Source organism: Shewanella xiamenensis, from assembly GCF_024971755.1.
Lineage (GTDB): Bacteria > Pseudomonadota > Gammaproteobacteria > Enterobacterales > Shewanellaceae > Shewanella > Shewanella xiamenensis.
On sequence record NZ_CP079718.1, the window covers coordinates 4,064,833 to 4,089,131 of the forward strand.

The 24,299-nt window shown below is 45.9% G+C and carries 14 protein-coding genes and 2 riboswitches; of the genes, 2 read left to right on the plus strand and 12 right to left on the minus strand.

The window, feature by feature from the left end:
* Positions 1–31 precede the first annotated feature (31 nt).
* From cobO to KXJ80_RS19095, 8 genes are all read right to left on the minus strand, one after another.
* A complete protein-coding gene (cobO, locus tag KXJ80_RS19060) occupies positions 32–667 on the minus strand; it encodes a cob(I)yrinic acid a,c-diamide adenosyltransferase (protein ID WP_218737287.1) in 636 nt (211 codons plus the stop codon).
* Between the two features lie 28 nt (positions 668–695).
* A complete protein-coding gene (locus KXJ80_RS19065) occupies positions 696–2,300 on the minus strand; it encodes a cobyric acid synthase (RefSeq protein WP_218737288.1) in 1,605 nt (534 codons plus the stop codon).
* A gap of 126 nt (positions 2,301–2,426) precedes the next feature.
* Positions 2,427–3,032: a bifunctional adenosylcobinamide kinase/adenosylcobinamide-phosphate guanylyltransferase gene (cobU, locus tag KXJ80_RS19070; protein ID WP_055648649.1), complete on the minus strand. Its 606-nt coding sequence runs from the start codon at positions 3,030–3,032 to the stop codon at positions 2,427–2,429.
* Positions 3,029–3,817, minus strand: coding sequence for an adenosylcobinamide-GDP ribazoletransferase (locus KXJ80_RS19075; protein WP_037414785.1), 789 nt, complete (start codon positions 3,815–3,817; stop codon positions 3,029–3,031). The genes cobU and KXJ80_RS19075 overlap by 4 nt, the downstream gene beginning before the upstream one ends.
* 91 nt (positions 3,818–3,908) lie before the next feature.
* Complete coding sequence (cobT, locus tag KXJ80_RS19080; protein WP_218737289.1) at positions 3,909–4,961, minus strand: nicotinate-nucleotide--dimethylbenzimidazole phosphoribosyltransferase; 1,053 nt, start codon at positions 4,959–4,961, stop codon at positions 3,909–3,911.
* Between the two features lie 149 nt (positions 4,962–5,110).
* Positions 5,111–6,259: a FecCD family ABC transporter permease gene (locus KXJ80_RS19085; protein ID WP_218737290.1), complete on the minus strand. Its 1,149-nt coding sequence runs from the start codon at positions 6,257–6,259 to the stop codon at positions 5,111–5,113.
* Positions 6,256–7,143 carry an ABC transporter ATP-binding protein gene (locus tag KXJ80_RS19090; RefSeq protein ID WP_069453402.1) on the minus strand — a complete coding sequence of 296 codons (888 nt, stop codon included), beginning with the start codon at positions 7,141–7,143 and terminating at the stop codon, positions 6,256–6,258. The genes KXJ80_RS19085 and KXJ80_RS19090 overlap by 4 nt, the downstream gene beginning before the upstream one ends.
* A 124-nt stretch (positions 7,144–7,267) precedes the next feature.
* Positions 7,268–7,470: riboswitch (cobalamin riboswitch) on the minus strand.
* A 175-nt stretch (positions 7,471–7,645) separates the two neighbouring features.
* The gene (locus tag KXJ80_RS19095; RefSeq protein ID WP_218737291.1) at positions 7,646–8,368 is read right to left on the minus strand and encodes a histidine phosphatase family protein; all 723 of its coding nucleotides are present in this window, start codon (positions 8,366–8,368) and stop codon (positions 7,646–7,648) included.
* Positions 8,369–8,577: 209 nt separating this feature from the next.
* On the opposite strand from KXJ80_RS19095, the gene metH reads away from it, so the two are divergent.
* Positions 8,578–12,312 carry a methionine synthase gene (metH, locus tag KXJ80_RS19100; RefSeq protein WP_218737292.1) on the plus strand — a complete coding sequence of 1,245 codons (3,735 nt, stop codon included), beginning with the start codon at positions 8,578–8,580 and terminating at the stop codon, positions 12,310–12,312.
* A gap of 585 nt (positions 12,313–12,897) precedes the next feature.
* Here the strand turns inward: metH and KXJ80_RS19105 are convergent.
* The 4 genes from KXJ80_RS19105 to KXJ80_RS19120 form a co-directional block, all read right to left on the minus strand.
* The gene (locus KXJ80_RS19105; RefSeq protein WP_218737293.1) at positions 12,898–15,600 is read right to left on the minus strand and encodes an ATP-dependent DNA helicase; all 2,703 of its coding nucleotides are present in this window, start codon (positions 15,598–15,600) and stop codon (positions 12,898–12,900) included.
* Positions 15,601–16,171: 571 nt separating this feature from the next.
* Positions 16,172–18,001, minus strand: a complete 1,830-nt coding sequence (locus KXJ80_RS19110; RefSeq protein WP_218737294.1) for a putative Ig domain-containing protein — start codon at positions 17,999–18,001, stop codon at positions 16,172–16,174.
* A 797-nt stretch (positions 18,002–18,798) separates the two neighbouring features.
* Positions 18,799–20,379: a Na+/H+ antiporter NhaC family protein gene (locus KXJ80_RS19115; protein WP_218737295.1), complete on the minus strand. Its 1,581-nt coding sequence runs from the start codon at positions 20,377–20,379 to the stop codon at positions 18,799–18,801.
* Positions 20,380–20,462: 83 nt separating this feature from the next.
* A riboswitch (Lysine riboswitch) is annotated at positions 20,463–20,634 on the minus strand.
* Between the two features lie 140 nt (positions 20,635–20,774).
* A complete protein-coding gene (locus KXJ80_RS19120) occupies positions 20,775–21,737 on the minus strand; it encodes a dienelactone hydrolase family protein (RefSeq protein WP_218737296.1) in 963 nt (320 codons plus the stop codon).
* A gap of 282 nt (positions 21,738–22,019) precedes the next feature.
* On the opposite strand from KXJ80_RS19120, the gene KXJ80_RS19125 reads away from it, so the two are divergent.
* Positions 22,020–24,293 (plus strand): hypothetical protein, encoded by a 2,274-nt coding sequence (locus KXJ80_RS19125; protein ID WP_218737297.1) that lies wholly within the window; start codon positions 22,020–22,022, stop codon positions 24,291–24,293.
* Positions 24,294–24,299 lie beyond the last annotated feature (6 nt).

Sequence of the window (24,299 nt, forward strand, 5' to 3'; positions counted from 1 at the left end):
CGCTTTATGGTTATAGCGACACACGCTCTGCTTAATAATCAAACCCCGGCTGCGCTTTAATGCCCGCTTCGAAGGCATGTTTAATGGGCTGCACTTCGCTAACCGTATCCGCCAGTTCGATAATCGCGCGGTGGCAAGCACGGCCAGTGATAATCACATGCTGCATGGGTGGACGATTTTTAAGTGCAGTCAGCACTCGCTCCACATCAAGATAGTGATAACTCACCATATAGGTCAGCTCATCGAGCATCACGCAATCAATGCTCTCGTCTTGTAGTAAAGCTTCGGCGGCTTCCCAAGCAACAAGAGCGGCTGCAGTGTCCTTTTCTCTGTCTTGGGTTTCCCAGGTAAAGCCGGTGCCCATTACATGAAAAGTCACGCCTGCACCTTCAAGCAGATTACGCTCGCCACATTCCCATGTGCCCTTGATAAATTGCACTACCGCCGCTTTTTTGCCATGGCCCACCGCGCGGGCAACCGTGCCAAAACCTGAGGTCGACTTGCCTTTGCCATTGCCCGTTAGGACTAACAAAATGCCCTTTTCATCCTGAGCGGCAGCAATTTTTGCATCAACTCCCGCCTTTAGTTTTTGCTGACGCGCCTTATGGCGTTCAGCCTTGATTTGCGCTTGCTCATTGTCAAGCTGTTTTTCGTTCTCTGTTGTCATGATCTTCTGTTCTTCCTACTGCTAATTCTTATGCATTTATAATGGACGCAAGTTTTTGTATATCGAGGTGCTCGGCTAATACATCGGCCAAACGATCCAGCTGTTGTTCGCGAATTTCATTGATATCAATCGCTTGAGCATTTTCTAACCCCGCCCAGTTAAGGACGAACTGGCAGGCCTCAGGGCTGTCGAATAGCCCATGTAAATAGCTACCGAGCACTTGCCCGTCGTCACTTAAACAGCCATCGGCAAAGGGGTTAGCCTGCTGGCTATTCTCAGTTTTCAGCCATAGTGGGGCAGAGTTTACCGCGGTACTTAGGTCAAGGAATTGGGACTCACCGCAGTGGATCTCATAGCCCTTCACTTCCACTTGTTGCCCTTGCAGCGCTAAATGGCCTGTGACCCTACGTAGCTGTTTTTCAGCTTTAAATTCGGTGGTAATGGGTAAATATCCCAGCCCTTGGCTCACACCGTACGTGTCTTCAATCCCCATGGGATCGGCAATGCTTTCACCCAGCATTTGATAGCCGCCGCAAATCCCCAGCAGCTTACCGCCGTAGCGTAGATGCTTGGCAATTTGTTTGTCCCAACCTTGCTCGCGCAAAAAAGCCAAGTCCGATCGGACATTCTTGCTGCCGGGTAAAATCAGCAGATCGGCCACAATATCCTGCGTCTGAGCTGAGGCCTGAGTTTGGAGCGACACATAATCAAAATCGATATCGGGATGCAGTCTAAGCGGATCAACATCCGTATGATTACTGGTGCGGGGATACACTAATACCCGCACCTTAAAATGGCTTTTTGCCTGCTTAGTGGGCGATTCGATAAGCGAATCCTCGGCGTCTAAATGCAAATCATGCAAATAGGGCAACACCCCCAACACGGGCTTTTGCGTATGTGCCTCGAGCCAATCGAGACCAGACTGTAGCAGGCTGATATCGCCGCGGAAACGATTGATCACAAAGCCTTTTACCCTAGCTTGCTCGGAGGGCGACAGCAGCGCTAAAGTGCCCACCAAATGGGCAAACACCCCGCCTTTATCGATATCGGCAATGATGATCACTGGGCAGTCGACCGCCTCGGCAAAGCCCATATTGGCGATATCACCTTCGCGCAGATTGATTTCCGCCGGGCTTCCCGCCCCTTCTACCACAATCGTTTGGTATTGCAGCCCTAAACGGGCAAAGGATTCCAGCACGGCATTTAGCGCCATAGCTTTATAATCCTTAGATTTTTCACCGAAAAAGGCCGAGGCCTCTAAGGTGGTTAAGGCTTTGCCGTGCACAATAATTTGCGCCCCCGTGTCTGAACTTGGCTTAAGCAGGATGGGGTTAAAATCCGTGTGCGGCGCGAGAAAACAAGCTGCGGCTTGCAGCGCCTGCGCGCGGCCAATCTCGCCGCCATCAATAGTGACGGCGCTATTTAGCGCCATATTCTGTGGTTTAAAAGGCGCGACCTTCACGCCCTGCCTGGCGAGCAATCGACATATTCCCGCCACCAGCGTACTTTTGCCCGCATCAGAGGTGGTGCCCTGCACCATTAATACTTTGGCGCCTTGGGACGGTGTTTGAGGCAAACTAGCGGTTGACGTTTGATTGGTTGCAGTGGGATCAGCAACGTTATGTGAATGCATGGGCAAGGACATCACTCAATAGATGAAATAAGATAAAAGGCGCTTCTTTTTATACGAACTAAACGCGAAAGCGGCTCAAAATAACATTCACAACTTGATTTAAATGCACCAGCTCATTTAAGTGCGCTAACTCGATTTAAGCGTCAGCGGTAAACCCGCCACCACTAAGGTCACATTATCCGCAACCGCAGCAACATCTTGGTTTAACCAGCCAGCTTCATCCACAAATTGGCGACTCAGTTCCCCCAAGGGCACAATGCCTGAGCCTACTTCATTACTGATTAAAATCACCACACCTTCAAGTGTATTTAACGCACTGACAAAATCCGTTTTTGCCTGCCGCCAGTGGGCTAACACATCGTGTTGAGATGATGTCGCAACCGCTAGGGCAAAATCTGATTCGGTCGAGGCTGGCTCAGCCTGTGGCTGGACTGCAAGTAATTGATTAGTTAACCAAAGCGTTAAGCAATCCACCATAATCACCCGCCCCGGCTTAGCTAAATGCTTAAGCTTGGCGGTTAATGTCAAGGGTTCTTCAATCAACTGCCAGTCGATATCGTCCTTGGCTCGGCCATCTTGATGTAAACGGATCCGACTGGCCATTTCAGCATCGAGTGCCTGCGCAGTTGCGACGTAGCAGGCATCGAATCCTAAAGCCGTATACTGGCGTACTAAGGTTTCACCGTAACGGCTCTTACCGCTACGAGCGCCGCCCAGCACTAAATGGATCACAGAATGCTACCTACAACGAGCAGCACGAAGTAACACACAATTTCACAAATTTGCTGCGCAGCGCCTAAGGTATCGCCGGTGTAACCACCAATTTGACGTCTAAAGATCACCACGATCAAACGGCGCAATCCGATCATAATCAACAACAGCGACAGTGCAGCAATCCCCTTTAACACCAACAGCACTAACACACCACTGGCGATCAAAATAAACAGTTCATTAATGCCTTGGTGCTGCGCTAACGGCTTAGATTTACTGGACTCATCGTCGCGCACATATTTTTCGGTGAAAATAAGGCTCGCGGCCACGACTCGACTCACAGTGTGGGCGACAATCATCGCCGAACCTGCAACCACAGGGTCATAAAGCGCTAATTCCACCAATAATTGCCATTTAAGCATCAAGACAATAATCAAGGCCAAGGCACCATAACTACCAAGGCGCGAATCCTTCATAATGCGCAGCTTGTCTTCAGCCGTCCAACCGCCACCAAACCCATCGAAGGTATCGGCTAACCCATCTTCGTGGAAACCGCCCGTTAACAGTACGCCCGTTAACATCGACAGCAATACCGACACCCCAGCGGGTAACCAATTTTGGGTCAGCCAAAAAACGATGGCGCTTAATAGTCCCACCAGTAAACCCACTAAGCCAAAGTAACGGCTGGCTTTATTGAGTTTATCTGCATCGACTTCGACCCATTTGGGCATAGGAATACGGGTAAAATAGCCCATGGCCACAAAAAATAAATCTATCTCTTTGTGCCAGCTTTCGCGTTCTGACATAAAGCATCCTTAGTGAATACACACTTGCTGCAGGGTTTAAAGTTAAAACGATTGGCTAAACGTTATTATTTTAAATAAGTTAGCAGGCACATCATACAACAGCCTCAATCCCTGCATCACTAAAACTCGCCATTTGATTGTAAAAATTTACTGCGGCTTGAATTAACGGCAATGCTAAGGCCGCACCCGTACCTTCACCTAATCTAAGCCCCAAAGATAACAAGGGTTTAGCTTGCAAATATTCCAACATACGTTGATGGCCTTGCTCCTCGGAGCAATGGGCGAAAATCAGATAATCCCGTACATTAGCATTGATCGTCACCGCCACTAATGCGGCGGCTGTCGCAATAAAACCATCCACAACCACCAACATCTTGCGCTCAGCAGCAGCCAGCATGGCACCAGTCATTTGCACAATTTCAAACCCGCCAAGACAAGCAAGCACTTGTTTTGGCCCACTAAGCGCACTTTGATGCGATAGCAACGCCAGTTCTACCAAGGTTAACTTACGCGCTAAAGTGTCGCTATTAATACCTGTACCGCGCCCCACACAGTCAGCTACATCTAATTGCATAATCGCCGCCATAATTGCCGCGGCAGAGGACGTGTTGCCAATACCCATTTCACCAAACGCAACCAGATTACAGCCTGCTTGATGGTGACGCTCAATAAGCTCCTGCGCCATATCAAAGCCCTTATCCACACTCGTTAAAGGCATGGCGGGTTCCAAATGAATAGCAGCAGTACCCGCGCCAAGACGTTGATCGATAATCCCTTCTAGCCCCTCAACGGGTGTCAAAATACCGCAATCGATCACTTCAAGCGTAAAACCTAATTGGCGACAAAACACATTAATGGCCGCGCCGCCGTGGGCAAAGTTTTGCACCATTTGGTGGGTAACTTCACTTGGGGCAATCGAAACCCCTTCAGCGGCAATGCCGTGATCCCCTGCAAACACCAACATGGTCGGTTTGACTATCTGCAATTGTTGTGGCCCTTGAATGCGAGCAATTTGTAATGCTAAGGATTCGAGTTGTCCCAAGGCACCTGGCGGCTTGGTTTTAAGATCGATTTTTTGTTGAATAACCTGATCCTGCGCTTTACTCACAGGCTCGATTTGAAATGACAGGCTTGATTGAGACATTCACACTCCAGTGGCAATTTCGAATCCACTCATGGATTCGCTGCTCATAACTCATTCGAAAACAGATTCAAAGATAATAACTACGACGCATCCGGCCGCGATTTGCCATACGCACTAAGTACTAATTTGGGCAAGAATAGTACATTCAGCTAGTTCGACAACTTTCGCCGACGCAAAATCAGCAAAAAGAAGAAGCTACCAATCGCGGCGGTGATAATCCCTACGGGTAATTCCTGATTGCCAAGCAAACATCGGGCGAGCACATCAATCCACACCATAAACAAGCCGCCCACTAACGCGGTGAGCAAAATGGGCTGACGCCCGGGAAATAACAAGCGCACCGTATGGGGGATCATTAATCCAACAAAACCTATGCCACCACAAGTCGCCACTAAAACAGCGGTAATTAGTGAGCAGAGCAATAACATATTGAGGCGTAATTTAGGTACATTCACCCCTAAGGTGTGGGCCGTTTCATCCCCCGCCTGCAGGGCCATAATCTGCCGCTTCCAACCGAGGATGATAAAAAAACTCACCAATACAACGATGGATGGCAAAATTAAGAGCGGCCAACTGGCCTTAGCAAAACTGCCCAAACTCCAAAAAAGCACTGATGCCGTGGCCTGCGGGCTGGCAAAATACAACAGCAGGCTGGTTAATGCGCCAAACATAAACGATGTTGCCACCCCAGAGAGCAGCATGCGCTCAACTTGGCTGTTGAGCCCTAGCCCTGACAAGGCGAGAACAATAAGAACGGATAAACTGGCACCAATAAAAGCGCCGAAAGGCAAACTAAACCACAGGAGCCCAGCAAACATTCCCGAGCCACTAAAAATCCCCGAATTGGCAATAACGCCAGCATTACCGAATAGACCAGAGCCAGTAAACAAGGTCAGCATCACCACAGCGCCAAAGGAGGCACCTGAACTGATGCCAAATAAATAAGGGTCAGCAAGCGGATTGCGCGTTACGGTTTGCAGCACACTGCCCGCTAAAGACAGCCCCGCCCCCGCCACAAACGCGAGCAATATCCGTGGCAACCTTAATTCCATCACAATCCGCTCCGTCATCGAGGCGGCAGTTGACGCATCGTCGTTGGCGAAAAATTGATTGAATAATTTAATAAACACATGCAGCACATCTAAAAAGCTGATATTTGCCGCGCCAAAACTGGCGGCCGCAATCGGGGTCAGCAGGGCAAAACCCACCAAGCCAAGAATCAGCCATTGCTGGCGGGTTAATGGCGTTAAAATATGGGTTAAAAGATTCATCATTATCAGCTTAAACGTGTCAATCATGGCGTGTTTATCTCCCCGTTGATGTTATGGGGAGCGGATACAACCACATCATCCGTCGGTGATTTTTGATAACCATAAAAGTAATTAATTAAAGGATTGGCATGTTGTGGATGGGGCATCACTTGGGCGCAAACACCAAAAACTTGGGCAATGCGCTCCTCTGTTAATACCTCACTCGGCGTGCCCATGGCGCTCACTTGCCCCTTATCCAGTAGCAGCAAACTATCACACAGGGCACTTGCTAAATTCAGATCATGAATAGAGGCAATGACACTAATGCCAAGGCTTCGAACCAACTCCAAAATTTGTATTTGATAGCGCACATCGAGGTGGTTTGTGGGTTCATCTAAAATCAGTAACTGAGGTTGTTGCACGATAGCGCGGGCAATCAGTGCCCGTTGTTTCTCGCCGCCGGAGAGCCGCTCATATTGCTGATAGCGCTTATGGCTAAGACCTACCTTTTCAACCGCCTTGATAATTTTTTCACTATCACCGCTGGAATTAGTATCGAACATCCCTTTGTGGGGCGTGAGCCCCATAGCAACGAGTTGCTCTGTGGTCATATCAAAATAGTGCGGCGTATCCTGCTGCACCACAGCTACTTTGCAGGCAAATGCCTTGGGCGAAAGCTCGTTAATGTCCTGCGAAAACAAACTGATTTGCCCCAGAGTTGGGCGAATAAAACGATATATACAACGCAGTAAACTGGATTTACCCGCACCGTTAGGGCCGATTAATCCCAGCATTTCACCGCGTTGTAGGGCAAAGTTAATCCCTGAAAGAATGGTTTTGCCTTCGATGGTCCAACTTAATTGGCTGACATTGAGTGCCACATTAGCTAGCACCGCCGAAGATTGCACATCTGTTGACGTGGAAGGCTTCATTAAAAGCAGCTCCCACAGGCATATTTTGTACCCAAACCCAGTAGCACCATGGGCCACAGGGCGAAACGTATCAATATCATTTTCTGCTCCCTCGAGTCACCCGCTCGAGAACTAAGGCTGCACGCAGCGAAAACAGAAATAGGCAGGTCTCCTGACTTGTAGCAAAGAAGGTTCTAGGTTCTAGATTCTAAATTCTAGATTCTAGGCACTTCTTTTAACTACTCACAGTTGCGGGTACAGTTCGGGCCGGCTGACGGGCAGCACCCCGATTCCCTATTATGTTTGGGTTGATCCGGCGTTTATAACGACTATTGCCTTAAGCGAATAGCACAGGATAAAGCGAAATTCCCAACACCTATTTCTGCGACATTTAAACTTAGCGAACACAATGCGCTATCTGGCTCAAACGTCAGGGAAAAGCATTATCCTATATCTTGCTCATTAGGCAATGCAGTTTAAATCAGAAAATGTTCATCATCCCATTTAGCATGAGATTTCAAACTCAATCACCATGGCCCGATGGCCAGTCTAAGCGCCAGTATCGAGTCCCATGTTTATCTTCGAGTACATTAATCCTCACCACCGCGGCAACCGGTAAAGTAAGTTGACTGTAAAATCCTACCGTTCTCACCGCCCCCAACGCTCTTGCCATTAAATGACGGATCACCCCGCCGTGGGTCAGAACCCAAATATTGGCTGTGGGTACATTGGCATTACACTCGCCGTGGGCCTGTCCATCATCCAACGCCAGCAGGGCAAACTCTTTATTGAGGATCTGCTCTATTGCGCTATCGATACGAGCCTCGAAACTTGCCATCGTTTCACCATTGGGCGGCGATACGGCCCAAGGATCTTGCCAATAGGCCGCCATGCGCTCGCCATCCTGTTGATATAACTCATCGAGCAAGCGACCATCCCAATCGCCAAAATCCATTTCCTGTAGATCCTCCAGCAGGTTGACCTCAAGCGACGAAGGCGTTGGCGCAGCTAAATGTGAACTCTCAGACAAGCTGGAATGCGGCTCCAGCGCCAACACCTTGGCAAATTCAGCGCAGCGCCTTGAGGTAGAGCTGTAAATACCGTGGCACACAGTCGCCTGCGCCGCCACAGTAGCCAACATCTGCCGCCAGCCCTTCTCGCTCAGTGGAACATCGACTCTGCCACGTAAAATCGCCCCGCCCTCGCATTCCCCATGGCGTAACAGTAATAAGCGAACTTGTTTCATATATGCCTTTTAAAAATCTTAGGACCTAGATTCTAGATTCTCGCTCCTAATGACTTTCACCTTGCCCTGACAATCCGATGTCGCGTATTATGGACGTCTATACGTATAAATGTCCAAACCATAACGAACGACATTCAATAATAAAATGCAATTTACCGCAGAATTGCATATTTTTGGACTCAACTTAGCTGTAGTAAAGGTAATCATTTATGGCGATATCTCTCCATCGAGCCAGCCAAACACTGGCTGACATTCGCAACCAGTTGTCAAAGCGCATTCTGATTTTAGACGGCGCCATGGGCACTATGATCCAAGGCTACAAGCTAGAAGAAGCCGATTACCGTGGCGAGCGTTTCAAGGATTGGCATACCGACGTTAAGGGCAATAACGATCTTTTAGTGCTCACACAGCCACACATCATCAAACAAATTCACACCGACTACCTATTAGCCGGTGCCGATATTATTGAAACCAACACTTTCAACGCCACCACTATCGCCATGGCCGACTACGATATGCAGTCGCTGTCCGCCGACATTAACCGCGAAGGTGCGCGCCTCGCCCGTGAGGCCTGTGATGAAATCGAGCAAGCCACGGGTAAACCACGTTATGTCGCCGGTGTGTTAGGACCCACTAACCGCACTTGCTCTATCAGCCCTGATGTGAACGACCCTGGCTATCGTAATATCCACTTTGATGAGTTAGTGACCGCTTATTGCGAATCGACCCGCGCGCTGATTGAAGGCGGCGCCGATATCATTATGGTCGAGACCATTTTCGATACTTTGAACGCCAAAGCCGCGCTATTTGCCATCGAAACCGTGTTCGATGAACTCTTTGGGCAAAATTCGCCAGCGCGTTTGCCAGTGATGATCTCAGGCACTATTACCGATGCCTCGGGCCGAACCCTGACCGGACAAACCACCGAAGCCTTTTATAACTCCCTTCGCCATATCAAGCCCTTATCTATCGGTCTTAACTGCGCCCTTGGGCCAAAAGAGCTGCGTCCCTACGTTGAAGAACTGTCACGCATCGCCGAATGTTATGTCTCGGCGCACCCTAACGCGGGTCTACCAAACGAGTTTGGCGGTTACGACGAAACCCCAAAAGACATGGCCAGCGTTATCCAAGAATGGGCCCGTGAAGGCATGCTCAACATTATCGGCGGCTGCTGTGGTAGCACGCCCGAGCATATTAAGGTCATTCGCGAAGCCGTGGAACCGTTTGCACCACGGGTACTACCCGAGATCCCCGTCGCCTGCCGTTTATCGGGTTTGGAACCGCTCACTATCGATGCCCAAACCCTATTTGTAAACGTAGGTGAACGCACCAACGTTACAGGTTCGGCCAAGTTTTTAAAGCTGATCAAAGAAGGCAAGTTCGAGCAGGCGCTCGATGTCGCCCGTGAACAGGTGGAAAGCGGCGCGCAAATCATCGACATCAACATGGACGAAGGCATGCTCGATGGCGTAGAGGTGATGCATAAGTTCTTAAATCTTATCGCCTCTGAGCCGGATATCAGCCGCGTGCCGATTATGATCGACTCCTCGAAGTGGGAGGTGATTGAAGCGGGCCTCAAATGTATTCAAGGCAAGGGCATTGTTAACTCTATCTCCTTAAAAGAAGGCGAAGAGAAGTTTATCGAGCAGGCAACCCTCGTTAAACGCTACGGCGCGGCTGCCATTATTATGGCGTTCGACGAGCAAGGCCAAGCCGATACGAAGGCACGCAAAGTCGAGATCTGTACCCGCGCCTACCGCGTGCTGGTCGATAAGGTGGGTTTCCCGCCCGAAGATATTATCTTCGACCCGAATATCTTCGCCATTGCCACGGGTATCGATGAGCACGATAACTATGCTGTCGATTTTATTGATGCCATTAAAGAAATTAAGGCCACCCTGCCCCACGCGATGATTTCAGGCGGGGTGTCGAACGTGTCGTTCTCGTTCCGCGGTAACAACCCAGTGCGTGAGGCGATTCACGCGGTATTTCTGTACCACGCGATTAAAGTCGGCATGGATATGGGGATTGTCAACGCGGGCCAGTTAGCGATTTTTGACGATATCGACCCAGAGCTTAAAGTACGGGTCGAGAACGTGGTGCTCAACCTGCCTTGCCCGGTTGAGGGTTCGAGCAATACCGAGCAATTGCTTGAGATTGCTGAAAAATTCCGTGGCGATGGCTCAAGTGCCGCCAAAAAAGAAGATTTAGAATGGCGCTCATGGCCAGTTAATCAACGTCTCGCCCATGCGCTGGTGAAAGGCATCACCGAATTTATCGACGAAGATACTGAAGCGGCTCGCCAAGCTGCCTCCCGTCCGCTGGATGTGATTGAAGGCCCGCTAATGGACGGTATGAATATCGTCGGCGACCTGTTTGGCTCGGGTAAAATGTTCCTGCCACAGGTGGTCAAATCCGCGCGGGTGATGAAAAAGGCCGTGGCCTACCTCAATCCCTTTATTGAAAAGGAAAAAGTTGCAGGCCAATCTAACGGTAAGATTTTGATGGTGACCGTAAAAGGCGATGTGCACGATATCGGCAAGAATATTGTCGGCGTGGTGCTCGCCTGTAACGGTTTTGAAGTGTTCGATTTAGGCGTGATGGTGTCGGTAGAGCGCATTCTTGAGGCGGTTAAAGAGCACAATATCGATATTATCGGCATGTCTGGGCTTATCACCCCAAGCCTCGATGAGATGGTGCACAATGTGAAAACCTTCCACCGTGAAGGCCTCACCATTCCAGCGATTATCGGCGGCGCAACCTGCTCGAAAATCCATACCGCAGTGAAGATTGCGCCCCATTATCCCCATGGCGCGATTTACATTGCCGACGCCTCGCGCGCCGTGCCTATGGTCAGCAAGCTAGTCAGCAATGAAACTCGCCAAGCGACTATCGATGAGACCTACGCCGAATACGAAGAGATGCGCGTTAAGCGTTTATCGCAAACCAAGCGTAAAGAAATCGTCTCGCTGGAGGCTGCCCGCGAAAACCGCTGCCAGCACGACTGGGCAAACTACACCCCATTCAAGCCCAATGTGCTGGGTCGCCAAGTATTTGAAGACTATCCATTAACCGATTTAGTTGACCGTATCGACTGGACGCCGTTCTTCCGCGCCTGGGAGCTGCACGGCCATTACCCCGAGATCTTAACCGACAAAGTAGTGGGCGTTGAGGCGCAGAAACTGTTCGCCGATGGTCAGGCGATGCTTAAAAAAATCATCGATGAAAAATGGCTCACCGCCAAGGGCGTGATTGGGCTATTCCCCGCCAATACCGTCGGCTTCGATGATATTGAGCTCTATACCGACGAGACTCGCACCGAAGTCGAAATGACCACCCATCACCTGCGGATGCAGCTTGAGCGTGTGGGTAACGATAACTTCTGTCTGGCCGACTTTGTGGCGCCCAAAGACAGCGGCGTTGCCGACTATATGGGTGGCTTTGCCGTGACCGCTGGCCATGGTATCGATGAGCATATCGCCCGCTTTGAGGCGAACCACGATGACTACAATGCCATTATGCTCAAGTGTTTAGCCGACCGTTTAGCCGAAGCCTTTGCCGAGCGGATGCACGAGCGCGTACGTAAAGAGTTTTGGGGTTATGCCGCCGATGAGCAGCTCGATAACGAGGCGTTAATTCGTGAGAAATACAAGGGCATTCGCCCTGCACCGGGTTACCCCGCTTGCCCGGATCACACCGAAAAAGGCCTGCTGTGGGAACTATTAAAGCCGAATGAAACCATCGACTTAAATATTACCGAAAGCTACGCCATGTTCCCCACCGCCGCAGTATCGGGCTGGTATTTTGCCCACCCGAAATCCCGCTACTTCGGCGTGACCAATATTGGCCGCGATCAGGTGGAGGATTACGCTAAGCGTAAGGGGATGACTGTTGCAGAGACGGAGAAGTGGCTAGCGCCAGTGTTGGATTATGATCCCGAGTAATCGGGATTTAGATTACGCTAACGCGGTTTGAGATCTAAGATCGGTCTTGCGACCGAAAAGGTCGTGGGGCTTCACCCCACACCCGATGTTGCTGGTTCGTTTTGCATTGCGAACTAGCAACAATATCGCTGTAAGGTGATGATGTAACTCATTGCCTGCCGCAGGCTTTAGCACTGTTACCCCAGTGACACGCCATAAATACATCCCTGTAGGCTCTACTAAAACATCCATGTTTTAGAAGGTCACTGGTGCAACAGTGCCCTATCTGGTGTACCCATCAGTTTCAGCATATATTTTGTGGGCTAATTAATAAAAAATTAGCCACAAAAAGAGTGGCTTCGTACTAATTCGAAAATCACCGATTTTCATTCGCCCCTTCCCCGAAAGCTACGCAGAAGTCCTGTCTGCGTCACGCTCTATCCTTTATAATAAAAAGTCTTCAACGCCCTTCAGCAACTTCGCAGGGGATGGGTGTACTTCTGCTACTTTTGTGTTGCCTCTAGCCATGCAAAGCAAGCCGAGTAATCTTTACTACCAATTTTAGAATTTAACAATGGGTGGCTCATTAAAACTTCCATTAAATCTTCACCGTAAATTACCTCTTATGGTCAACAGTACAACATCTTTTTTATTAATTTGACGATTAAGTTTACTTAAGACTGATTGCTGAGTCTCTGGCGTCCAAAAAATCTTTAAACTTTCTCTTGCTCGTGTAATAGCTGTATAAAAAATACTGTGAGTAATGTCATCTTCATTAGCATCTGTAATAACTATTTTTACAGAGTCATATTCTAAACCTTGAGCCTTATGTATCGATACTGCATAAGCAACTTGAAATGGTACTATCATATTCAAGTCATCATCGTCGTTGTCACTAGCTTCATATCCATAGTCATATACAGAAAAACGAACGACAGAGTCCCTAATCCAAGTCAACTCTGTACCAATAACATCAAAAGAAGTTAATGGCCTATCCAAAATAACTTGAAACTGTATCTCACCTTTACTATAAAAAATGTCATCTATCCAACCTTTCAAGTTATTATATACAACTTTTTTAAAACGTTCTGAGTCTGAAAATAAAATAGGATCTCCTACTTTATATGTAGTATCTTTCCAAACAACTGATTTACCGACATTACTAGCCTGAAGAAAAAGATTTATATTATTTATACCATATAGCCCATCATAGTTTAAACATAAAATTATTTCATCCTTCCCTAATGGTTCGAATAAAGAACTATTCAAAACAGATGAATACTGATTTCTAGCAATAACTTCTGCAATATCATCATCAATATTCCTAACTTTATTCCAAAAACCTAAAAGCGATTTATTTTTTGTTCTAAATGGTGTCGTTAGTTCAAAAACTGAAGTCTGTGGAATAAATGACGGTATAACACTAAACCAATTACCAAATTCTATTGACTCGATCTGAAAAACATCACCGACTAGCAATAGCAACTTGTATTTTGTATTTTCAATGACATTTAAGAAATCAGAATTACTAACAGTACTACATTCGTCAATTATCAACAAATCATACTCTATATTTTCTCTACCCTTATAACTATGACTTCTAATCGTTCTAAATATCGAATTTTGATGAGCTGAAACTTTACGTTTAAGATTATCTATAGCTGGATTTGTATGAGCTAAAAATAGCTTGCTGTTACTCCCAAAATAGTTTGCAACATGATCAACCATTGTAGATTTTCCTGTACCAGCAGCACCATATATAACAGCAACTTTTGAGCACTCAAACAATCCTTTAAGCGCAGCAAGTTTTACCTCATCATCTATTATTCTTGAACTATCTTTTACCCAGCGTTCCACAGCATTTGAATAACCTAGAATTCCAGAGCTTGAATATTCCATCAGGTTATTTATAATTGACAATGTATCTTTTTCATAACCATTTATAAATGCATGCTCATTTTCAATGAGCATCTCTCTATTTTCATAATGTTTGCTATAAATCTTTTTATTATAGTTATTTTTTAAAAACTCAATATTTTTAAACTCATTTAAATCGGACAATGGAGTGTATAAGATAGAATGTCTTTCGACATTATTCTTTATTTTCCTGATCAATAACTCATGCTCTCTTCCTACTTGCTCGATGCTTTCGACAAGATCCCAATATTTGGGATTATGCCCTGCCAATGATGTACAGTATGGCATTGTGTCAAAAGGAATACATGAAAAGCTAACATTCAAACCAGTTAATAAATGGCACTTATTAAAACCATACTGAGACTTTAATATCTGATTATTCATTCTCAGCATCAGATAAAGCAAAACTCTTGTACCGGGATTATTTTTACCAGAAAAAAATCGTACATAGTCTAACATACTGAATATCTGAGAAGTTGTTGACAGTGAGGAAATACAATAACTTTTTATTTCTTGATAATCATATTCATCCATTTTTATCAAATCTAAAAGATTAGTTGAATTTTGTGTCAACCAACGCATTAAATTATAATACTCAGGAGAATTTGACCTAACTTTCAGTTCACGACCAATTAGATAACCATAATTATTGAACTCACAAGGTCTAATTGAAACCTCCCACCCTCTAATTATTGTGATTGGCATATTATTACCAAGCACGTTAATAGTCTCACGCTGCAGAGTTAACATGGCTGCATATTTCTCAGTCATATCAATATTAGTAAATGCAATTAACCTATCAAACTTATTTACCTTATTAACAGCCCTTAAGAAAATAACTTCATAATAAACTTCGCCACCTAAGAAAAAAGGTTTTATTTTATGTATATAATATCTACCAATTGAAACATTATTTGAATCCCTTTGATAAGCACTTTTAACTTTTCCTGCTATCATTTCATGATAAGCGGTTAACGACGGGTCTAAATCTACAGGAAACAACTCAAGATTATCAAGTATAATAAAATTATATTTTTTGTATATCAATGATTTTATTCTGTAAAGATATTCATAATACTTGAGCATGAGCCTTTCTGAATTATCACCATCCAATGTGTAGTGTGATGCACTAATTTGCAATAACTTATGAAATCTACCTATAAAATTTAGCTCTGACTTACTCTTTACAAACTTGATTGCTGGATCTATTGCGGGATATTGAAATTCTGCAGAAAGTGAACCTTGATGAAATAGAACACTAACTCCTTCGATAAGATTTCTGAGCTGTGACAATAAATTTTGAGATAACAAATCTCGATTATTTGTATAAGATGATATATTCCTACAAATTAAATTATCAACATTCTGAATTTGATACATCACAGTAGTCATGAAATTCCCCAAATGAATCTTGTTAGATAATAGAAAAATCAAATCGAAGACAAAAATCAGGCCACCCAAGATAAAACAAGAATATCAACCAGGTTCAATTAACATTCATCAAAAGATAGTACTGATACATTTTTATGCTTTAGCAATCGACCAATAACACCTGAGCCGAAGGAATACACCATCCCCTCGGAGTTGCCTCAGGGTATTTGCGTTCGTTGCATGAGCAAGGCATGGTCGTTCTCGTGCATCTGATCCATAGGGAAATGGAAAATGTCAGTATTATGTATGGAACATCATTGACCATGCACTTCACGACATTCAGGCATCCTGCCTATCACATGCCGAGATAGCGTCAGTCGAATCAGGGACGAGCGTCTGACGCGATAGCATTAGAACGCTTAATGCCCAAGGAGCTTTCAACTCCGTTAGGGGAGTCTTGGCTGATGTGAAAACAATAGGCAAGGAGGATAGGACGAACAATCCTCCATGTTCGACTCTTTATCAAAAATAAATGGAGAAGCTCCCTTTTCCCCTGCTAAGATGACAGTTCGCAACACACTTAACCAAGCGTTTAAATATGCTTTAAACGCCTAAAAAACAATGTAATTAATAAGATAAATAATGAATAATTAACAGCTCCGCCGCCGGATGACTTCTCTGGTTCACCAGTATCATTAACGATAAATGTCACATCAAACGTCAATTGTGCGCCCAACGGATCAGTTGCGGTGACCGTCATCAAGTATTGACCTTTAGTCTTAACTGCACCGTGGAATATTCCATCCTCTCTTGCCATTAATCCACTCGGTACATTCTTATATGTATAAGTCACTGGCTCTCTATCAGGATCAATGACAATTCCAGGAAGTCCACCGTAATATTCTTGATCTTTCTGAAGATACTGAATACCAATCTCCGCAGTTAAAATAGGAGCATCGTTAACATTAGTCGGTGTAATATAAAAGATCTCTGTAGATAATGGAGGAATATTCACTCTCACTTGAATGGGACTGGCTGGTGTTGGATCAATTAAATTTTTTGAGGCAAACATATCTTCATTAGAAAAAGTCCCACGAATATATTCACCATCCCAAATCAATCTTTCATGTATATATTCAGTTTGAAAACCGGTAACCACAAGGTTGTTTCCATTTAGAAAATGCTTCTTAATATTTATCGCCAAAGGAACATCTTGAACAGCTGGAACAGAGCCTTTAGGTAAACCACCTTTATATATAAGAGGATTAGGGTTAGAGAGGGTAAACGTTGTAATATTAGGTGACATTAAGTTAACGAAAAAACCTTTCTTGTCATCAGTGAGTTGAAACCAACCATCTGCAATAGCATACACCTGGGAAGACTTATAAAAATACTTTTCTTCATCATCAAACACATAAGAATGTCTTCCAGAGCGTTCAATAAAATAATTTTCACTCTTTAAATAAATAGCTTCTTTGGGATAACTAACACTATTCTTCATTTTAGATAGAAAAAACTTATTATCTTCTGATGAGTATTTATAATTCAACAACATATCACTACCCACAATAAGTTCTTTCCCATCATTAATTGTATATATAGCTTCAACACCACTAAATCTAGATGAATCAACTCTTTCTGGGATAACTATTTCTTGAAAAACCACAAAGTCATTAATATCAGACTGCCATTTCAAAGCATATAACTTAGGCTCTACCTTCGTTTCATTAATCCCCACCCTTTCTGGAGAGAAGATGACTTCATCACGCCCCTCTAATCGATATAGCTTGTAGGTACTATTTGATATGAGCGATTTATCAGCTAAGATTTTTTTACGTTCACAAGAATCTATCACACCATTTATACTTAACTTACAAACACTATAATCGTAACTGGTTTTTCCTGTATGAGTATCATCATAATTAGGGTGTAAAGCAATAATGGTATCTTTATTTACAAATTTAACCTGTTCTACATATGAACTAGATCGCCCTGAACCGGATGAAAACTCTACCTCTTGAGACAATGACAACTCACTGCCATCAAGAGTAAATCTAACTAATTTTCTAACTCCATCATAATTTGAATCATATAAGGCGTAATAGTTTTTATTATATTCACCTATAGGTTCCACATTAATATAACCAACGAGATCTGATGCTATACCAAAACTGGCGGAGCTAATATAATCCACTCCATTATTATCAACATTATACTTCCATAAATAAATTCTTTTATCAGCAGAAAATTCATCACCAGCAGTACCAGATATTAATATTTCTTTTTTAGCCTCAGAGAAAGCCACCTTTAAGGATGATTTAGGCAGGTTATTTTCATACGTCTTATCAATTGAATAAGGGCTTTCAACCGCTATAGCTGATACTGAAAAAAAAGATAAAATCACTAATATACTTCTATACATACAGACACCTCACCCAACATCAGTATAATTATTAGTTAATCAACATACTCACGTAAAAATCATCAATTCCAACGGATAAAATCAAAAAGATCGGACAGGCACTTTTTATGCTTTAACAATCGACCAATAACACCTGAGCCGAAGGAATACACCATCCCCTCGGAGTTGCCGCAGGGCATTTGCGTTCGTTGCGTGAGCGAGGCATGGATGCCGAGATAGCGTCAGTCGAATCAGGGACGAGCGTCTGACGCGATAGCATAAGAACGCTTAATGCCCAAGGGGCTTTCAACTCCGTTAGGGGGCGGCAAGGGAGATCCAAGAGGGAATTGCTGTTGATCCCCTCTTGGTCGGGTGTGGGTTGAAGACCCACGACCTTGATTCACCTCGGCCGAAAGGCCGCTAAATAACCAGTTCACTACTTTGTGAACCGACAAAAATCTTTCCATGGCTACCGCACTTAGCCAACACCCATTAGCCAAGGGATTGCACTGCTGTAATGCTTTTATAGGGCCTAGGTTCTAGCACCTAGAGTCTTATCGCATATTGTTCAGGAGGTGTTCTTGCGAAATAAAGATACATCTTCCTGATGCAAGTGAACTGAATCGAGGTCACGATTAAGTTTCATCCTTGTTAAAAACCTAAGATAACGTTGTGTTTAACATCTGTCTACCACTTTCACATTACAAATTAGATAGTTAAGTGATGACTTAAGTTTATTTGAATGGATGCAGGTTTACTCAAGCCCACAAAAAACCAAGGGGCCCGTGGGCCCCTGGTTGATAGCGTATAAAAGTGCCTTATGCCGTAGCTAACAAAGGCTGATTTTTCGTTTTACGCAGATGATAAGCAGTGAAGAGCACAAACCACAGGGCGCTTACGGCGAATCCAGCTAAGGTTGAATGCATAATCCCCATGGCCAAATAGCCTAAAGTGGCGCCAAAGGCGATGGCTAAGGCATAGGGTAGCTGGGTCATCACATGGTCAATATGGTGGCAACCTGCCCCCGTGGCCGACAAAATACTGGTGCTGGAAATCGGCGAGCTATGATCGCCAAACACTGAACCCGCAAGCACTGCGGCAAGCATTGGCAGCATTAACCCGATATCGCTGGCAGCGGCCATGTCGCCGGCCAGTGGCAACATAATACCAAAGGTGCCCCAACTGGTTCCGGTGGCAAATGCCATGGCGCAGGACAACACAAACACCACCGCAGGCAACACTTCCATTGGCAAATTACCGTTGGCGAGGGAGGCCAGATATTTGCCTGTCTCAACATCGCGAACAACCGCACCAATCGCCCAGGCAAATAGCAAGATATTGATCGCAGGTAGCATGGCCATCACGCCTTGCGGGGCGGCTTTAAGCCAGTTTTTAGCACCCAATTTTAACCGCAGCGCAAGCAGAATTGACACCGCCAAGCTGCACAGTGCGCCATACACTAGCGAGGAGCCCACATTGGTGTTTTCAAAGGAGCCAAGTACGCTAAATGGCAGCCCTTTTTCATCCAATACTGCCGCACCAGAGGAAATCATAAAATACACGGTCGCGCCGGTGAGGGTTAGGATCGGCAATACCATATCGATCATGCCACCGTTACTTTCTTCAGGGCTTTCCATATCTAAGCCGATTGGACGAGGCTTAGACGGATCCCAAAGCTTCCCCTCCAGCGCCCATGCTTCATGTTTACGCATCGGGCCGATATCCATTTGAAAGATAATCACCACCAGCACCATCAACAGGGTAAACACGGCATACAGATTCATCGGGATCATCTCAACAAAGGCTGAGATTGGGCTTTGCTCACTAATGCCGTGGGCGGCCATAATGCCACCGATAAGCGCGATAATATATGCGCCCCAAGAGGAGATGGGCATCAATACGCACACGGGCGCAGCGGTAGAATCTAAAAGATAAGCCAGTTTGGCGCGGGAGATTTGAAAGCGATCGGTCACCGGACGGCAAATAGCGCCAACCGACAAACTATGAAAAAAGTCGTCAATAAAAAACGCAAACACCATCACGCCAGTTAAGCCTTTTGCGCCGCGACGGGTCTTAGCGCGCTTAGCCGCCCACTCGGCAAAGGCGCGGGTTGCGCCAGAAACCGTCATCAGACTAATGAGTCCACCAAGCAACAACATAAACAGCAACATATTGATATTATCGCGATTAAGTGCGCCATCGACCCAAAAAATCTTCAGCACGGTATTGAACATATAGTGCAGTGAATCAAGGGGAGAAAACTGATTGAGTAACAAACTGCCGGCCACAATCCCTACGCCAAGGGATAACAGTACGCGACGTGTGATGATCGCCAAGGCGACGGCTAACAAAGGGGGAAGTACTGACCAACCTGAGTCAGCAAAATGACTAATGTCCATGATCTCTTTTCACCAAAAAACGGGTGGAGATCTACCGAGAGGATAAAGAAACAAAACCTATAGGGAGGTATTACTCCTCAGCCCCTTCAGGTAGCGCTCCATAGTGGATGACTATGGCAGTCTTGCACCTATTTGATGCAAAACCAGCAGCTCGGTTTGATGACCTGGCTACTTCGGCGCTGACTCCTTTCCTTGTACATCTGCGGCATCACCCTCCGCACAAGTAGTCATAGGCAGCGCGCCTCTACTTAAAGGTATTCGAGCGGGCATTCTAGCGAGATGGGAACCGATAGCAAGTATTTTGATCCCACTCGCGTATAAAACAACGAATCACCTACAAGTTGGCAACGCAAGAAACATCAGCCCATCAAGCGTTGCAATAGCGCCAAATGGACTTATACGAGTAAATGTTTACCAAAAAAATCCAAAGTTCTTGTCCATGCGAGCTCAGCCGTTTGCTCATCATAACGGGCGGTGGAATCGTTATGGAAACCATGATTCACATTCGGGTAAAGATAAGCGACGTAATCGGCTTTATTAGCCTTTAGCTGGGCTTCATACTCGGCCCATGTATCGTTAATCCGTTGATCTAAAGCGGCAAATTGCAACATCAACGGACCTTTCACGCGGCTGCGCAGCTCAGTTGCTGCGGGCGTGCCATAAAAAGGCACGCCTACCGCTAGCTCATCGGGAATGGTGGCGGCGAGCATATTGACGATATAGCCACCAAAGCAGAAACCGACGGCGCCGAGTTTGCCACTACTCTGCGGGTGCGACCTTAAAAAGCGCGCGGCGGCGATAAAATCCTGCTCGATTTTGGATCTATCGAGGCTCGCTTGCATAGCACGGCCCGCATCATCATTACCAGGATATCCACCAAGGCTGTAAAGCGCATCGGGGGCAAAGGCGATATAACCCTTGGCCGCTAAGCGGCGAGCAACATCTTCGATATAGGGATTTAAGCCTCGGTTCTCATGTACCACTAACACCACGGCGGCTTTTTTAGTGGGGTCTAAGATCTTAGGATCGCCCGCCTTTTGGCCTGGGATCAGCAACGCGTTTGGCAAGACTAAATAACCGCGACCTTCACCATAACCATCGGGGGATGGAAACTTCACATAACTGGCTTGAATGCTGGGATCGTTAAAGGAGACTTGCTCGGCTAAGGCGTAATTAGGCATTAGTGCGCCCGTCAGCGTGGTCATGGTAAAACCCAGTGCCACAAGGCCCGCAAGGCGAGCCATAAACTCACGGCGGTCGATAATGCCGTGGGCATATTCGTCATACCAGTCAAAGGCTTCCTGAGGAATGACAGGGAAAGGTGGTGTGGTTAGTTCTGGCTTATGATCTGGGCTCATCGTTCTTTCTCCATTAAACAAGCTAACCACTGGTTTATATTCCCTAGCTTGTGAGTTATCTAGCGGCCTTACCAAGAGTAAAGGATGAGAGCTTGTCAGGGCAATTAGCTTTATGCCGCACCTTTAATAATTCTCCACTCATCAATAGCCAATTTATGGTTGATCATGCGCCCAAATTGGCGTGAGCTTTTTATTCCCTAGGGGCATTTTTGTGTATAATGTCGCCAAACAACATATTAATTTCATTACATTTCAATAACATAAGTTACCAATGGAGTTCAAATGGCTATAGGGATATGCAGGGTACTTTGTACCACTGTCACGCTCACGCTTGGGTTAACGGCTTGCGATAATAGCGTTTCTTCCTCGTCGGCGGGCATCCCCTCTGAGCGCGAGTATCAGATTATTTCCACCATAAGCCTTAACGATGGTTTCGAAACCCGTAAAGTGTTACAGGCAAGAATGCTGCTGGATTACCAATTACAGGATGCAGAGGGTAAAGCGGCCAGGGTAACCACGCCATTAACCCATAACGCCCGCTTTTTTATCCAACCTAATCTGCTACAAATTAGCGATTATGGTATGCCAATTCCGGTGAGTAATATCGACCCTAGAGCCTCATCCAATGAAATCGTTCAATTGGTTAAAGATGGCTTTAAGGTGGAATTTAACAATGGTGAAGTCCGCCAATTAACCCCCATTGCCAAGATTGATCAAAAGGATATCAAGGAGTTATTTGAGCGCTGGCAGAATCTTAATAACTTGTTTAAACAAGCCCCAACCTTGCCTGTGGCGCTTGAGCCTCGCGTGGGATTTAGCACTAGCGCGCCCATGGATGCGCGCTTAACTTGGACGGTTGAGCAGGTCAGCGAAGATAAGTTAGTCGCCGTATTACAAGGTGAACAAGGCAAGTATAAGGCCTTTGGCAAGTTCGAAGTGAACCGCAAAACCGGTTGGTTAGAGAGCATGGCGTTTTTTCAACGGGAAGAGCGTCAAGGGAGTACCTTCACCCACCGTACCGTGATGGCGCCTAAGGATAGACCCTATATCATGAGCACGCTTTGGCATGCCGATGATAGATTTGATGCTGAGCGCGATAGTGATGATAGGCAAAAGGAGTTGTACCGCATTAGCGAGGTACCGCAGCAATATCGCCCTAATGACGAGGCATTTATTAAATCCTTATTACCTGAGCAACAAGGTATTTTAGATAATGTTGGCCCTTGGGGCACTGATACCCCTGAAGATTTGCAATTGCACTTTGTGCACAATTTGAGTCCACAATATGTGGCCGCCGATGTACGTTATGAAGACTTAACCGCCTATGATGCTAACGGCAAAGCGATTGACATTCACTTCTGGCAACATGGCAAAGGTTGGGCGAGGAATTACAATCCCTCGATTGAGTCTTCAACCGATATTATTGCTACAGGTTGGGATAACACCGCGAATAAACTCAAGCAGATAGACCATATTAATGCCAAGCTGACACTTATCCCACAAACGAATAATATCGTCGAAAAGTCGTGGGATGAACTGGTAGCAAAACCCTACACCTTTGGCGATGCCAGCCTAACAATCCAAGTGCTCGATGCCGAGGAAAAGCTGTTTAAAGTCATCTCAAGGCAGAGTGAGGTTCAAAGTATTAATATGCCTTTTCAACAGTTTAAAGGCATGATAGCTGAGGGCCGTCGTGAAGGTAATTATCCCTCTTGGCTAACGGCGACGGAAAAGGAGCTGCTAGAACAATTGATTGGGGTCGATGACAGCCATCACCTCACCAGCAATTCGCTATTACTCAAACTCGATGAGATCCCCAAAACCGTGGTGTTAATCGAGCAACAACCCCAACCGGAGTTGGCTCAAACCAAGACGATTCGCTTTGTACAATTTACCGAGTACAACAAAAATCTGGCGAATCCTCCCACCGAATTTGGTAATGCTAGCCTAGGCAGCTTCAGTAATCCGGCTCTCGATAGCGCGAAAAATGAGGTCAATACGATCCAAGGCATAAAACCTGTGACTGATAATGGGCATAATCTGTATATTCCCATGTCCGCTGCTTTGGCAACCGCCTGTAAACCTGAAATAGAACAAGGATTTAATGAGGGTAAAAACCCAGTCACTTGGCAGTTTGCTCCCAATGGCCCAAACGGTGCCGCCTATATTTTGATGACTCCGGATCGTGTACGGCAGTTTTTCTACGATAAACAGATCAAGGGCAAGATCCGCTGCCAAGGTGATATCCATTGGCAGCCTTTAGAACTACCCGCCACTAACCGCCCTTGGTTAATCGATTTACAGTCTTGGCTTACGCAAACCGGATATGGCAATGAGCCGAGTAGCGATCTTAACAATTACTTTAAGGTCGAAGATGCCCAAGGTAAGCCATTAACCATTCGACTCCCCGAAAATACTGAGCAGCGAATTAACGAAGTGCTGGTCGACGGTCGCTATTTAAGTGTTATAGGCGCCGCGGCTAAGGTGAGTTATATGACTATCTCCCAAGATGCCGTCGATATTCCCTATGAATTCACCTTTAAACCTTTGCCTTAAGGAGCG